This window comes from Gelidibacter sp., from assembly GCF_053579655.1.
Genome location: NZ_JBMDWE010000007.1, coordinates 85045 through 99994, shown reverse-complemented (window position 1 = coordinate 99994; position 14950 = coordinate 85045). Strand labels below are relative to the sequence as shown.

11 protein-coding genes are annotated in these 14950 nt (G+C 36.5%); 4 read left to right on the top strand and 7 right to left on the bottom strand.

The genetic code is table 11. From position 1 onward, the window contains the following. The first annotated feature begins 383 nt into the window (after nt 1–383). The 3 genes from ACOH2D_RS05680 to ACOH2D_RS05670 all read left to right on the top strand — a co-directional run bounded on the left by ACOH2D_RS05680 (nt 384) and on the right by ACOH2D_RS05670 (nt 3462). Nucleotides 384–1097, top strand: coding sequence for a glycosyltransferase (locus tag ACOH2D_RS05680; protein ID WP_348036986.1), 714 nt, complete (start codon nt 384–386; stop codon nt 1095–1097). Next, nucleotides 1094–1717: a lipid-A-disaccharide synthase N-terminal domain-containing protein gene (locus ACOH2D_RS05675; protein WP_348036984.1), complete on the top strand. Its 624-nt coding sequence runs from the start codon at nt 1094–1096 to the stop codon at nt 1715–1717. The genes ACOH2D_RS05680 and ACOH2D_RS05675 overlap by 4 nt, the downstream gene beginning before the upstream one ends. Nucleotides 1718–1815: 98 nt before the next feature. Further along, nucleotides 1816–3462, top strand: a complete 1647-nt coding sequence (locus tag ACOH2D_RS05670) for an ArnT family glycosyltransferase (protein ID WP_449534650.1) — start codon at nt 1816–1818, stop codon at nt 3460–3462. A 566-nt stretch (nt 3463–4028) separates the two neighbouring features. Here the strand turns inward: ACOH2D_RS05670 and ACOH2D_RS05665 are convergent. The 3 genes from ACOH2D_RS05665 to ACOH2D_RS05655 form a co-directional block, all read right to left on the bottom strand. Further along, the gene (locus tag ACOH2D_RS05665; RefSeq protein WP_449534649.1) at nt 4029–6491 is read right to left on the bottom strand and encodes a glycoside hydrolase family 95 protein; all 2463 of its coding nucleotides are present in this window, start codon (nt 6489–6491) and stop codon (nt 4029–4031) included. 224 nt (nt 6492–6715) lie between these two features. Next, nucleotides 6716–8785 (bottom strand): family 20 glycosylhydrolase, encoded by a 2070-nt coding sequence (locus tag ACOH2D_RS05660; protein ID WP_449534648.1) that lies wholly within the window; start codon nt 8783–8785, stop codon nt 6716–6718. Nucleotides 8786–9023: 238 nt separating this feature from the next. After that, on the bottom strand, nt 9024–9974 hold the full coding sequence (locus tag ACOH2D_RS05655) for a ClpXP adapter SpxH family protein (RefSeq protein ID WP_449534647.1): 951 nt from the start codon (nt 9972–9974) through the stop codon (nt 9024–9026). Between the two features lie 181 nt (nt 9975–10155). Between ACOH2D_RS05655 and ACOH2D_RS05650 the strand changes: the two genes are divergently transcribed. Next, nucleotides 10156–10512: a winged helix-turn-helix transcriptional regulator gene (locus ACOH2D_RS05650; protein WP_348038223.1), complete on the top strand. Its 357-nt coding sequence runs from the start codon at nt 10156–10158 to the stop codon at nt 10510–10512. 164 nt (nt 10513–10676) lie between these two features. Here ACOH2D_RS05650 and ACOH2D_RS05645 read toward each other — a convergent pair whose 3' ends face one another. From ACOH2D_RS05645 to ACOH2D_RS05630, 4 genes are all read right to left on the bottom strand, one after another. Beyond that, nucleotides 10677–11399, bottom strand: coding sequence for a YoaK family protein (locus ACOH2D_RS05645; RefSeq protein ID WP_449534646.1), 723 nt, complete (start codon nt 11397–11399; stop codon nt 10677–10679). Between the two features lie 202 nt (nt 11400–11601). Further along, nucleotides 11602–12774 carry an MFS transporter gene (locus ACOH2D_RS05640; RefSeq protein WP_348036798.1) on the bottom strand — a complete coding sequence of 391 codons (1173 nt, stop codon included), beginning with the start codon at nt 12772–12774 and terminating at the stop codon, nt 11602–11604. Nucleotides 12775–12887: 113 nt separating this feature from the next. Next, entirely contained in the window at nt 12888–14135 is a 1248-nt protein-coding gene (locus ACOH2D_RS05635; protein ID WP_348036796.1) for an amidohydrolase family protein, read from the bottom strand. A 195-nt stretch (nt 14136–14330) separates the two neighbouring features. Further along, complete coding sequence (locus ACOH2D_RS05630; protein ID WP_348036794.1) at nt 14331–14948, bottom strand: alpha/beta hydrolase; 618 nt, start codon at nt 14946–14948, stop codon at nt 14331–14333. Nucleotides 14949–14950 lie beyond the last annotated feature (2 nt).

Below are 14950 nucleotides of genomic sequence, written 5' to 3'. Positions count from 1 at the left end.
ATGTTCAGTTTTATTGCTTTTTTTGTGGCTTTGACTAGTGCTTAATTATAATTTGTCGCAAGAATTATCTCGATCAAACTGATATGAAATCTACACACTTGCGCTATAACAGGTTGATAGTCTACATTTTTAGGAGCTAAATGGCCGTTGACGAAATGATTTATAATAATCTTCTCTTAATAATTCAATTGTATTAATTTCATAAGAACTGAAACACAATCTCATTAAAAATATAACGAATACTTATAGGTCACTCATCGGTTGGAATTGATGGAAAGTTCCAAAAGACTTCTTAAAAAAGTATGTATAAATTTCGCTACACTTTTAGTTTTCATTAGAATCAATTACTTATCTTAACATTGTGTAAATCATCATGAAATTTTATGAGACACTCAATGACCATTGTAGTACCCGTCTATAACGAAATGGGCAACCTCCTTCGTCTCAGTAAAGAATTACAGAAGTTTATCGATCAATCAGAAATTAAATCGACTGTGATTTTTGTAAATGATGGTTCCACCGATGATAGTTTGAAAATCGTTAAGCAATTATGCAATGATAACTCAAGCTTCAACTATATTGATTTCGATAAAAATTATGGCTTAAGTGCGGCAATTAAAGCTGGTTTTGATTTTGCTGAAAGTTCTCATATAGCTTATATAGATGCGGATTTACAAACAAGCCCGATGGACTTTAATCTCTTGCTCCCATTTATTGATGACTATGATTTAGTCACTGGTGTAAGAATTGATAGAAAGGATAGCGTTATAAAGAAAATATCCTCTAAGATAGCGAATGGTATTCGACTTGGATTTACTCATGATGGTATAGACGATACTGGCTGTCCGCTCAAAATTATAAACTCAGTGTATGCAAAGCGCATCCCTATGTTTAAAGGACTGCATCGTTTTTTACCTGCTATGGTGCTCTTGCAAAATGGAAAAGTGAAACAAATTCCTGTTAGGCACTTTCCAAGAATCTCAGGAGAAACAAAATTTGGACTTTGGAATCGAATTATTGGCCCCTTAGCAGATTGCTTCGCATATTTATGGATGAAAAAAAGGTATATCAACTACCAAGTTTCAAGTAGAGGATGAGTCATTGGCTTATATATAGCATTGGTTTTTGTGCACAATTTTTGTTTTCAAGCCGTTCGATTTTACAATGGATTGCTTCCGAAAAAAAAAAGAAAGTATTGACACCTGTATTGTTTTGGCAATTGAGCTTGCTGGCTTCTTTTTTACTTTTTATATATGGCTATTTGCGTAATGATTTTGCAATTATGTTTGGTCAGATATTTACCTATTTTATTTATATAAGAAATATGCAATTACAGGATAGTTGGCGATTGTTCCCTAAATTATTTCGATGGTTTCTTTGTGGTTTCCCACTTTTGATTTTGTTTTTTGGATATAATAATCAAGTTTACGATAGGGAATTGCTTTTTAATAATTTAGAGATCCCCTTTTGGCTTTTATGGTTTGGTATTTTAGGGCAAGTGGTTTTTACATTGCGGTTCGTTTATCAATGGCTGTATTCTGAAATAAGAAAAAAATCATCCTTGCCTATGGGTTTTTGGGCTATGAGCTTATTTGGTTCTGTTTTGATATTAATATACGCCATTCTGCGAAAAGACCCTGTCTTGTTTATTGGGCATGCCTTGGGTGTTTTTCTCTACGGTAGAAATATTATTATTATTCGTAAACAGGAAATCTGATGGCGAATTCATGTTCAGTATTGGCATTGACAGAAGAACTTTATATAATCTTTAGATTCTAGTCAGAATTTTAAATTTTCAAATTAAATGTTTAAGAATTGAAAAAAACCATCGACTCTTATTTTTTATTATTCGTTTGTTGTGCATTCGGTGTTCTAATTTTAGGATTGGGTAATTATGGTCTCGCGGAAACAAGTGAAGCGAGATATGCTGAAATCAGTCGTGAAATGTTTGTTTCGGGCGATTATCTTAACCCAAAACTACTAGGTGTCTTTCACTTTCATAAACCACCAATGGTTTACTATATCACCACCTTGGGCTACCGTATTTTTGGTGTAAATGAATTTGGTGCCAGATTTTTTTTGCAGGTGGCCATTGCCGTTCAATTGCTGCTTATTTATGGTATGGCTAATTTGCTTTTCACAGATAAAAAAATAGCATTTGTTTCTGGTATAATATATTTTACAATGCCTATCGTGATTATTTCAAGCAGAAACCTTACAACAGATGCTTTTTTGACCACTTTTATATTGGCCTCAATTTACTGTTGGCAATATTATACCATCAAGTTAAAGGTGCTTTTTTTATATCTTTTTTATGTATTTGTGGGCTTGGCTCTACTGACCAAAGGTCCTGTGGCATTACTGTTTATTCTGACCTACATCATTGCTTATAAATATTTTTTTAAAAAGAAATCCAACATTAATGTCCATCATATCATTGGTTTTCTTTTGTGCCTTACAATTGGCGCAAGTTGGTATCTTATGGTAATTGCCGACAATCCGAAGCTGTGGGATTATTTTGTGGAAAAACAATTAGTCGCACGCATGAATTCTAAGGCCTACAACCGTTCAAAGCCCTTTTGGTTTTATTTACCTTTAATTGTCGGGTTGTTGTTCCCTTGGTGGCTTGGGATCCTTCCAAAGTTGAAATCAAGATTCAGCCAGCTTTCAGGAATGAACCAACAGAATAGGCTTTTGTTGATGGCGGCCTTTGCGCTGTTCATCTTATTTTCGATGTTTAGTACAAAGCTCATCATGTACATTTTACCTGTTTTCTGGATGTTGGCGATATTTATCGCTTCACAATTGCAAACTATGCCTTTAGTATCCAGAAAGATTATTACAATTGGGTTTTTGTCTTTTTCCGCCCTTTTGTGTGCTGCATTGGTTATATTTTACGGGTTGGATTTGGAGAGTGTCCATGTTTCAATATTGCCGGTCATTGTTGGTTTTCTGGCCTTAGTAATAGCGTTGGTTGTCAATTTTTTTATTCAAGATAGCCACCGCTTAAAACCTGTTTTGTTGGCTGCTGTTTTTAGTGTTTCCCTACTGTTGATTTCAAGTCAAATATTCAATAAAAACAACTCATTGATAAATTCTACAAAGCAAATTGTGGACTTCACAAAATCGATGTCTGGCGATAATAAAAACACCATTTTTGTATATGACTATCTCTTAAGTTCGATTCCATTTTATACCGATGCCGAGTTTATAACCCTCAAATTCAATCACGATACTACAGAAAGAGAGATTCAATTTCAAAACGACGATAGTTGGAAGGAGCATCTTTGGGATATGAATGATAAACAGATCGTTAGCAAGGTAAATGAACGTTTTAAATATAAAAACACCTATCTATTTGTGAGAAATGCCAAGGACTTGGATCAGGAGTTTTATTTTTTAAAGGAAAATTTCAAAAGAAAAAAAATGTTTCCAAAATGGACTATTTATTACAATGATTAAAACTTAGGATTTACTTGATATTCTCTTTAAAATAAATTTAGATATATATTAAAGATCACTATTGTCCGGAAAAGAATTATGACACTTCGACAAGATCAGTAACCGCCGCTCCGCTGATAGAACCAAGACTAAACACGTAATTAATTGAAAATATGGGCTGTAAAATTCATAATTAGAATGGATTATGATGTTTTAGAAATAGTTTTCAAAAACCGAGAAATGAAGGGGATTGAGGATCAAAAACGTTGAAAGAACTTTATTGATCACTATTCTCAGAAAATCAACGCAACTTTAATCGGACAACAATGATTAAAGATATAAAATAGCGAAACATCCTTTTTGATAAGAATACTTATTCTATATCTGTTGTTTGCCATATCATAGGAATTGCAATTATTTTGGGTAAACTCTTTGCTACATATTTGGTAGAACTGAATGATTTAGTTGAACATAATTACATTCAACTTCGTTTTTTCGCTATGGAAATTATCTTCCTTTTTTAATATCCGAAAACTCTTCTTATCTTTTTCATAAAACTGGAGCTCCTAAAACCATGGTTTGGTCGTTTAATTTCGGGAACTGGAAATCTCGTCCATTATTTTTCCATTCTTAACAGGAGAATATGTCATTCCACTTTTAGTTTGTAAGACCATTTCTCTCCCTGCATAACGAAGTTTGCAGATCCCGCCGTTTTTGGACATAACTTTTAGATCCATAAGTTTTCCAGATTCCCATTTTATATCAACTATAAAACCTCCTCTTGCAGCCAAACCTTTTACCTCTCCATGCGCCCAATCTTTAGGCAACGCAGGAAGTATTGATAATTCATCGGATTGGCTTTGAAGTAACATTTCTGCAATTCCTGCCGTACTCCCAAAGTTGGCGTCAATTTGAAAGGGTGGATGAAGCCCAAACAAGTTCGGACTTAAACTTTCTGAAATGACTTTGTGCAAGTTGATTTTTGCTAGTTCTGCATCTCCCAATCTTGCATATTGATTGATCAGCCAACTTGCACTCCAACCCGTGTGTCCGCCACCATTTTTAATTCTAAAGTCCAAGGATTGACGTGCGGCTTGAGCCAATTCGGGTGTTTTGTTGACGTCTATTTGATATCCAGGATGCAATGCGAATAAGTGAGAAATATGACGATGTCCGGGCTCCACTTCTTCAAACTCTTCATTCCATTCCATTAAGCGTCCATCACTGCCAATTTTTGGTTGTGATAATTCTTTTTGTGCAGCCTTTATTTTAGTTAAGAACTGGTCGTTAATATTTAATGCTATTGAAGCGTCAATATAATTTTTAAAAAGTTGCCAGATGACCTGTTGATCATGTGCTGGCGCCATACATATTTGGCTATGGCTGCCATCTGGTGCCACAAAAGTATTTTCTGGAGAGGATGAAGGGCCAGAAACTAATTCTCCTGTTTCAGGATCTTTAATTAGCCAATCCATATAGAATTCAGCGGAAGCTTTTAATAGGGGATAGGTTTTTTCTAAAAACGCCTTGTCTAAAGTAAAGTAATAATGTTCCATAATGTGAGTGCTTAGCCATGCGCCCCCACTGATGTGCATTCCCCAACTCGAATCCTCTCCAGGAGAGGTGTAACCCCAAACATTTGTAACCGGATGTAAAATCCAACCTTTGGCATTGTAATGCACTTGAGCTGTTTTAGCGCCCGGTTCTTGAATAGACGCTAACAAATCAAATAAAGGCAAATGCATTTCACCTAAATTGGTTGTCTCGGCTGGCCAGTAGTTCATTTGGACGTTCACATTGGTATGATAATCTCCATTCCATGGCGTTTGGATTTTATCTGTCCAAATTCCTTGTAAATTTGCAGGTAATGTACCTGGTCTGGAGGAAGATATTAACAAATACCTTCCATATTGGAATAGTTTTTCAATCAGATAGGGATCTGAAGGGTTGGTTTTAAAATTTTGAAGACGAACGTCTGTGGGTATGGTATCGGGTTGGGATGTCAAATTTAAACTAACTCTCTTGTAATAATTTTGATAGTCTTTTTTATGAGTATCTAAAAGCACATTATAGCTTTTTTGTTTGCTTTGTATTAAGTTGGTATGAGTAATTGTTTTGTAATCTCTGCCTTTATAGGTAGGATAATCTAAAAGGTAGTCGGTTGAGGCGCTCAAAAGCAAAGTCACTTCATCGGCATTTTCCACGGTAATTCCAGCGTCAGAATAGTCAATATGACCTTTTTTATGGACAGCAGTTAACCGCGTCATGTATTGCAATCCTTCACCTCCTTTGCCATCGGATAATGTGCCCTGCATAATCAATTGCTCATTTGAGGCCGTAGTTGTGAATTTTTCTGGTCTGGTAAGCTGGCCTTTAAAAGAAATTTTTCCTGGTTGATCAGCAGTCAGTTTAACCACCATCACTTGATCAGGTTGGCTTATAAAGATCTCTCTTTTAAATCGAACTCCGTTTTGAGTGTAGCTTATCCTTACCACGGCATCCTCCAAATCCAGTTCACGATGATAGTTTTCAAAAGAAGTGTCATTATCAAAATCCAACCACAAATCTCCTAAGGTTTGAAACGAGCCATAAGGTATATTAGCACCGTTGCCACCTGTTCCGACACCTTTGCTGATTTGGGTTTTCTGCGTTAAAGCGCTAGCTTCTTTGTATTTTCTTTCAAACAGCAACGTTCTAATAGTTGCTTGGGCCGGATAGGCATAAGGATTGTTATTATCATCCTGGCTTCCTGACCACATGCTCTCCTCGCTAAGTTGTATCCGCTCTCGATTAACATCGCCAAAAACCATAGCGCCCAACGAGCCGTTACCCAAAGGCAAGGCCTTTAACCACTCTGGATCCTCCTTCAAGCGGTGTGGCTCATTAATTGCTGGTGCTTTAGCAGGCTGTTTGTACCAGAGTTTAATAGAGGGTGAAGAGACAGTGTTTTTAGAATGTAGGCTGTTTTTATCTGAACAAGAAGTTGTGGTGAGGATAACCCCCATAAATAACAGAAAAAATATTTTTGAAGTGATTTTAATAATATTCATTTTGCTAATAGTTGATTAGTTTTTATCTAGATGGCGTCTGTTTGGTAATCTTATTTTTTTCAACACCATTCATTCCTCAATGTAAGATTTTCAATGCACATGTTTTGTAACCAAAATCCGAGCCGAAACTAAGTTTTTTAGAGCGCAAAAGAAGGTTGGTCTTTATTTTTAACCATTTATGCCTCTTATTCTATACTTTGTTCATTTAAGATGGCGTATCGATTTTATGGCGTAATGTAGGTTAATTTTAGGTTTTTGATCGCTCCTGAAAACCCATTTTTTTGATCACCTATTTTTTCGAGAGGGAAGGCCAGTGTTTGTTGAAAATTAAATCCATTTGGAATGCCTTCCGTTTTTTTGTAAGCCGTTAACTGTTCTTTTTGCTCACCGTCAACATAAAGTGTAACACTTTGGTAATCGGCCATCAAACGAATGGTTTGCCAACTATTACTTTTAGGAATAAAATTAAAGGTATAGGTATAGCCGTCACGTGAAAAGCCTAATTTACCTGAACCTGCTGTGTTTAGTGTCACATTTCCGTAGTTGCTTTGGAAGAGGACGGCATTTGTTTGGTTGTTATTTTTTGGTTTGATCTCAAAAGAAACGTCATAGTTGTATCCTAAATTGGTGCCACCTAAGTCCAATACTTTAGTGCCATTAAAGTGAGCGGGCATTTTGCCAACTTTAGAGGCTATTTTATTTAATTCGACCTCTTTGTAACGGCCGCTTAAGTTTACTGAAGGGCCTTCAGAAGACGTTTCAGCTAACAGAAGATAGTCTTCAAGTGTTTTACTTGGCGCCACCTTCCAGTTTTTGGTACTGAGTACTTTTAGTGCAGGGATAGTACGGTAATGCACGTCTAATTGGGAAATTCCGTTGCCAGAGATGTCATTCCAGACGGCAAAAGTGGAGCCTAAAAGTCCTTTTTGAAAATTCGGCAAGGTTAACACAGTATTTACTTTTTCTGGTCTATAGTTGGTATAAAGCCAATTAATGTCTAGGAAATCTCTGTAGTAACCTGCGGCTGGTACAATATAAAGCCAACTGTCTGGTGTAGAAATGATCTCAAACCCATCCGTCAACATTTTTTCAGCGTTCACCCAATCTTTACTCCAAGCATTCATGACAGCTTTACCTACCGGTTTTACCTCAGTTGATGGCGTATCTTTTAACCATTCCAAGCCGCCCCATAATCGTGGCGTTTTTCCTAATTGAGCAATATGATTTAGATAATGATTGGTAAATTCGCGAAAACGCTTGGCTTGCGCATTATCAACATCCCTACCGTTGCCTTCCTTAATATATTCATCGGTGCCTATATGGACATCCGGTCCGATAAAAACAGGATTTTCACCTTTTATATATTCATCAAAAAGTTTATCAAAGAAATCATAGATGACAGGAAGTTTTTCATCATCAAGTATGGCCAAATGATCATCTGCATAAGGTGCAGACGCTTTCAAGGCCGGGTTATAGCGTGTAAAAGCCAAGGCATGTGCAGGAATATCTATTTCTGGAATCACATTGACTCCGTAGGTCATTCCTAAGCGTTGCAGGTTCCGAAACTCTTCTTTTGTATAATGACCATCGTCAGCAGCCAAACCGGGATAGGTATCACTCTCCAATCGAAAGGCTGCATAAGTCTTTGACCAATCATTGTCATAATAGGCTTTAAATGCGTTATCATTTAAATGAACATGAAACTCATTCATTTTATAATAGGCTAGAATTTTCACATAATCTCTTAAATAGTCAATAGTAAAAAATTTTCTACCAACATCGAGCATAAATCCGCGACTTGGATAGTCAGGATAGTCGGTTATTAATCCAGATGGTATATTATTTTGATGGTTTTCAATCAGTTGGATCACTGTTCGCGTAGCCCAAAATACGCCGTTTCTGGAAGCGCCATTAATAGTTATGCCTTTGATAGAATCTAACTCCAGGGTATAGGCTTCACTATTTTTAAGCGGAGTTTGACTGTAGGTCAAAAGAATTTCGTTTTTTCTAACTGATTTTGTTTCATTGGTAACTGAGATGGTCGCTACAGTTGTAAACATGCTTGCGAGCTCCTCTTTTAATTGCGTGGCAATAAGCATTAAACTGTCGTCTTTATTGGTGTTTACCTTTATTTCTATAGAGGGAGGTAATTCATAAAGACCATTGCTAAAATCAAATTGTTGTACTTCAGGGATTACCTTCAGTTTGCTTTCCTGGGCGTAAATTTTATGTGTAGAAGCAGCAATAAACAGTAGGCATAAGTAAGCGTTAAAAATGTGATTAGGAAATTTCATAGTAGGGAATGATCGTTATAAAAGTAGAAACAAATATAAGTTAAATCAATAGAGTTCACCGATGATCCCTTTGAAACTTAATTAGACGCTCATTCCCGTGAAGATTTAATTGTATAGTTAATTGATCCTTGGTGAAATATAGGCAGAAAACAAAACAGGGTCAATATGCGAAAAATAAGAATTGATGAAACTGACTTCCTGAAATAAACTCCTCAAAAATCATGTTTTTTATAGCCCTTTAATTGGAGGAATGGAATTTAGCGTTTGTGTTCAATGTCCACATAGAACCATTTTTGGTTGTCAATTTTTCCAATTCTCCATTTTCAGAAAGTTTGTTTAATTGTTTTTCACTTTCGACCCTTGGTGAGCCGGACAGTTCGGAAAACTCTTTTGCCGTGAGGGAAGGATAGATGGAGAAGAGTGTTTTCCAATCTTTACTATATTCACTTTTGCTGACATTCGGATTCAATTTTAAAATGGCCATTTCGTAAAAGGCATAGGGCCTAGTGCCATATACGGTTTCTTGATTCCCGGTTTCGTCAATAAAGAATATAGTTGGAAATCCTCTTACGCCCATTTCTTTTGCTAATTTTAAGTCTTCATGGAACAACGTTTTTGCTTTGCCTTCAAAATCAGTTTTTAACTGTTCGACGTCAAGTCCTACTATTTTGGCAGCAGTAGCTAAATGTTCCCATTTAGCGATGTTTATCTTTTTCAGAAACACCATTTCCCGTATTTCCCGCATAAATAAAATGGCTTTTTCTTCATCCTGCATTTGTGCGGCTTTAAAAGCGATGGATGGCGGATAAGAAGACTCTAAAGAGTCTTCCAGCCATAAATCTCCATCTATAGGCATATCATAATGCACACTCACTTCATCCCAATGAGAAGCAACGTCTGAAGGTTTACCAATGCCTCCACTGTTGTAACTCCAATCTGGCAATAAACCTCCCATTCTATATTCTATCTCGATGGCATTGCCATATTCCAATTTAAGTTTGCGCAATTGTGGTTCTATGCCCCAGCATGATGAGCAAATAGGGTCTGTAAAATAAATTAGCTTTATGGATTTTTCAGCGGATTGCATTGTGCTTTTAGAAGCTGCATCTGTATTTTCAACAGTTGTTTCACACATTCCGGTTTCTATGTCGCATATAAGTGGATTGTTTTTTGATGTTTCGTTACTCATGATTTTTTGTATTTAAGGATTAATTTCAGTCAACATTTTCTCCAAACTCCTGCTCATTAACTGATTGCTACAAATATAAAGAAAATAAGTGTATATTTGACACTGAATTCCTTTTGGAAAGTGGTTTCCTCTAAGAAACTACCTTGAAGGTGTTTTACATTTAATTCAGAATTTTTAATAAATGAAAAAGGAATCAGTTATAAACGATAATCCTGTTTGTCAAATTAGGATGCAAGCCATTAGCGATACGATGAGCATTTTATCTGGAAAATGGAAATTCCATATTTTAGGAACCCTTATAGAAGGCAACAAATTGGGATTTATGGATTTGTTGAGAGAGATTGAGGGCATTGGGAGCAAAATGCTTTCCAAAGAACTTCAGGATTTAGAATGCAACCATCTCATAAGCCGAACAGTTAAAGACACTAAACCCATTACAGTGAAATATGCCATTACCAAACATGGTGCAACACTTTCGCCACTTATCGAGGAGTTGGCAAAGTGGGGGGTAGCCTATCGAAAATCCGTTCACGGTTAATATGAATTTAGTTTTAGAACATTATCAAATCTGCTTCTATAAGAAAGCTTAAAACGCAACAGTTTCCTAAGGATTATTTTAATGACTCTTCAGCTATTTGTTCGGAACCACGGGAAATCAGATTTGCCTTTTGTAAAAGCCGATAATTGTTGGAACCAATACGATTATTGGCGAATCTTTTTCTGCAATAACCTTAACTTCAATTTGATGTTTTCATAAATAATGCCCAAAATTAAAGTAACCGAACCGATAATTAAGGTGTAGATCCCCATTTTGGTATAAGCGAAACCACCTATAATTCCACCGATAAAGAAGAAACTAATGATGGTAAGTCGCAGCTTTATAATTTTGGTCAATTCCTCTCTTGAGTCTTTATCTGTATAAAAGAATAATTGTGAGAGCTCGATCCCCAAATCGGTAAAAAGGCCAGTGAGGTGGGTGGTTCGTACAACCGCATTTGAAATTCTTGTGACTAATGCGTTTTGTGCCCCCATGGCAAAGAGCAAAATGCAAGCAATTAAATCAGGATTTCCCGGAAGCAAGTATTTTCCGAAAATTCCGAGAAATAAAAGGATTAAACTTTCTACAAAGGTGGGAATGATGTACACGTAATCAGAATCCCTACGCGAGATCTTTTCTATGGCGAAATTGGAGAGAAATGAGCCGGCTAAAAAGAAAAGGATATACAAAAAGTAAACAAGGCTGTGCCAGGGGTTTAGACTGTAAACTTCATCGACCAAAAAAGCAAAATGTCCGGTCACGTTTGTCGTGAGTTGGGCCACGGCTAAAAATCCGGTTACACTAACCAATCCAGCAACAAAAGATAATAGAGAAGCGATTTGTAAGTTGTGGCGGGCTGTTCTTTGTTTACCTTGTCGTATAAACATTTATTCCAACTTTAATTTGTTAAGGTAAGCGAAAAGTAAAATACAGTTTATGCCGGTTAGGTCAATTTTTCCCACATTCAAATTTTCTTTAAAAATAATAAAATCCAATTAAATTCCCGTTAATCCCTCAGTTGGTTTGAGAGGCAATCGACGGGGTATTAATGATCAATTTTACGTACAATTATCAATTAAAAAAATATATTCAACTTAAAGTCTTTTTTGAGAAATAGGCAATAATCATTCCTGGGATGGATAAAGCAATTGCAAAATAGACCAGGCTCATTGGCGAATATATTCCGAGCAACAATCCTGCTACTGAAGAAGCAATCATAATAGATAAATTGAATACCGAAGACTGAACCGAAGTAGCTACATCTTTTGCAGTTTCTACCTGTCTGCTCACGCCAGCTTGCAACAAGGTTACTAATGGACCAAATGAAAGTCCCCATAAAAAGAAAGCAAAATGTCCCAAACCTTTTGTTCCACCGAAAAGTGGAAAAATAGCCATAGAGATCATTAGAATGGCAAACATTAATATGGTGAGGAGCCGCAAATGCTTATCGGTATATTTTATGGCCAACAACACGGAAATCAATGACCCGATTCCAAAATACAATAAGGCACTTTCCACACCTCCAGCCAACTGAATTTCATCAACAAGACTTGTGATATAAACATAAACCCCATAATGTGCAATGACACCAAGTAGTGTAAGTAGTAAAATAAGTAAAACCCCAGGTATTTTTAATAGCGCAAATGGGGAAGAACTTTTAGTCAGTTTCTCTCCTGGTGCTGAAGGCAAAGCAAAAAAGCTAATTAACGCAATCAGGATAATAAAACATCCAAGACCTATGAATTCTGTTCGCCAGCCATATTCATTGCCGATGGAAGTCATAATTGGCATTCCAATACTAATTCCTAAAGTTGTTCCTGCCATAATTACTGCGATGGCTTTTCCGTGATCTTGTTTATCTACCAATCGCATTCCATAAGCAGCAATCATCGGCCACATAACCCCAGCGCAAATTCCACCGATAACTCTTAAGATTACAATAATCGTATAATCATGTACAAGACCTGCAATAATATTAGAAATAGCAAATCCACCAAGCAAAGTGAGCAGCAAATATTTTCTGTTAAACTGCATGGTCATTGAAATAAGCGGGATTGCAAAAATAGCTGAAGCTATCGCGTAGTAACCCACTAAGTTTCCAGTTTGCACTTCGCTGATACTCAAATCGCCCATCATTAGAGGAAGCACGCCAGAAGGCATTAATTCTGACAGTATTCCCACAAAAGTTACCGACGACATTAAAATCATTATCAGCCACGGAAAAGCTTTTTTGGCTTGTTTAGTGATATTTTGATTTCTCATAACTTTGTTTTTTATAAATTTTGGAAATATAGTAAGTACTTCACTTCAATTATTTTCAATTTTTTTACTGAAATAATCAATAGTGAAGTACTTAAAAAAGCTTTTAATTTAGATTAAAAACTTAAAGGAATATCATATTCCATTTCCTTTTTACGGAATAAGAAATTACCATTACGCACAGATGCTAAAACATCTACTCTTCTGCGAATAGCCTCATAAACTGAAGTTTCATTTAATACAATAAAGTTTGCTGCTTTTCCTACTTCAAGACCATAGCTGTCTTGAATATTTAAACACCGAGCCCCATTATAAGTGATTAAATCAAAACTTGTTTTTATTTCTTCTGGAGACATAGTTTGAGCCAGGTGGATTCCATTGTCAAGAATATTCATCATGTTTCCATTCCCCATTGGATACCATGGATCATTTATTGAATCTTGGGCAAAAGCAACATTGATTCCCAGCTCTATAAACTCTTTAACTCTGGTTAATCCACGGCGTTTTGGATAAGTATCTTGACGACCTTGTAGATAAGCGTTTTCTGTAGGACAAGCAATAAAGTTCATTTTGCTCTTTTGGAAAAGATCCATCATTCTAAATGCATAAGAATTATCTGCGGAACCAAACGAACAGGTATGACTTGCAGTGGTTCTGGTGCCGTAATCTTCCATAAGGACGAGAGCATTCAGTAATTCCACAAAACGGGAGTGTGTATCATCCGTTTCATCACAGTGAACATCGATCATTTTGTCGTATTTTAAACCAAGACGAACAATATCGTGAACGGATTTTTCCCCAAATTCCCTAGCAGGTTCGTAATGCGGAATTCCTCCAACAGCATCAGCTCCCATTTTCAATGCTTCTTCCACTAATTCAAGTCCGCCTTTATAAGTGTACATTCCTTGTTGTGGGAAAGCAACAATTTGGATATCCACTGTATCTTTTAGATCTTCCTTCATTTCCAACATCGCTTTTAATGCTGTGAAATTAGGATCTGTGACATCAATATGTGTTCGAATGTGCTGTACACCTTGAGAAACCTCATCCTCAATTCCCTTCATCGCTAATTTCTTTACACTTTCTACCGTCAAGGTTTCTTTGAATTTTGGCCATAATTCAATAGCTTCAAACAAAGTACCTGAGCCGGCACCTTCTTGTCCTAGTTCAGATAAGGTGTAAACATAATCCAAGTGCAAATGTGGATCTACATAAGGAGGTAACACCAGCTTGCCGCCGAGGTCTATTTCGTCATCACATTTTGGTAAATTAGTTCCAATTTGAGTGATTTTTCCATTTTCTACAATCATTTCCGTTGCAGCTTCGTTGCGATAAAATTTCGCATTAAAAAACTTCTTCTTCATTTTAGATTAATTTTAATTTATTAATATATTCCGTAATTGTTCATGTTTAAAAACCAAACATGGCTTCCGCTCTTAAGCTCTAGATAGCTGTGCTGAGCAAAGTTATGGCTATATTTTCTGTTTTATCCTGATTTATATCAGTGTACCCGATATTTTAAAAAAAATTATTCCTCACTAAATATTTCTGTGATTAAATTATTTAAAAATGAATTTATTCACTTCTTCTATCTCCTCTTGGGAAATAGTATGAGGTCGACCATCATATACCTCTAAGGAGACTTTTGCATTCATCTTTTGCAGAATGGCGACACTTTCATTTACACGTTCTAGCGGTACATGCGGATCGGGATTTCCAGTTCCGATAAATATGGGAGTTCCGTTAAAGTCGCCGGAATAATTCTCCGTGTTTAATTTATCGCCAATAAGTCCCCCGGTAAATGCCGCTACGCCGCCAAATTTCTGCGCATTACGGGCAACAAACTCCAATGTAAGACAAGCGCCCTGCGAAAAGCCGAGGAAGTAAATGTTTTCGGCGGAGATTCCGTGGTTAGTTACCTCATCTAAAGTTTCTTTCAATATATTAAGAGCAGATGAAAGCCACGGCTCATTTTGCTCTGGTTTGGCCAAAAAGGAATATGGATACCAAGTGTTATTTGTGGCCTCAGGGGCAAGTAAGGCGTATTCAGATACATTGAAATACGGAGCAAGACCAAGAATATCACGGGCATCCGCTCCACGACCATGTACCATAATTAAAACCTTCTCGGCCTCTTTTAAAGATTTACCTGCCGTTTGTATATTTTTCTTGTGCATTT

Excerpts from the sequence above, each read along its gene's own strand:
- ACOH2D_RS05680 (WP_348036986.1), top strand. The coding sequence starts at position 384 with ATGAGACACTCAATGACCATTGTAGTACCCGTCTATAACGAAATGGGC.
- ACOH2D_RS05675 (WP_348036984.1), top strand. The coding sequence starts at position 1,094 with ATGAGTCATTGGCTTATATATAGCATTGGTTTTTGTGCACAATTTTTG.
- ACOH2D_RS05665 (WP_449534649.1), bottom strand. The coding sequence starts at position 6,491 with ATGAATATTATTAAAATCACTTCAAAAATATTTTTTCTGTTATTTATG.
- ACOH2D_RS05660 (WP_449534648.1), bottom strand. The coding sequence starts at position 8,785 with ATGAAATTTCCTAATCACATTTTTAACGCTTACTTATGCCTACTGTTT.
- ACOH2D_RS05655 (WP_449534647.1), bottom strand. The coding sequence starts at position 9,974 with ATGAGTAACGAAACATCAAAAAACAATCCACTTATATGCGACATAGAA.
- ACOH2D_RS05650 (WP_348038223.1), top strand. The coding sequence starts at position 10,156 with ATGAAAAAGGAATCAGTTATAAACGATAATCCTGTTTGTCAAATTAGG.
- ACOH2D_RS05645 (WP_449534646.1), bottom strand. The coding sequence starts at position 11,399 with ATGTTTATACGACAAGGTAAACAAAGAACAGCCCGCCACAACTTACAA.
- ACOH2D_RS05640 (WP_348036798.1), bottom strand. The coding sequence starts at position 12,774 with ATGAGAAATCAAAATATCACTAAACAAGCCAAAAAAGCTTTTCCGTGG.
- ACOH2D_RS05635 (WP_348036796.1), bottom strand. The coding sequence starts at position 14,135 with ATGAAGAAGAAGTTTTTTAATGCGAAATTTTATCGCAACGAAGCTGCA.
- ACOH2D_RS05630 (WP_348036794.1), bottom strand. The coding sequence starts at position 14,948 with ATGCACAAGAAAAATATACAAACGGCAGGTAAATCTTTAAAAGAGGCC.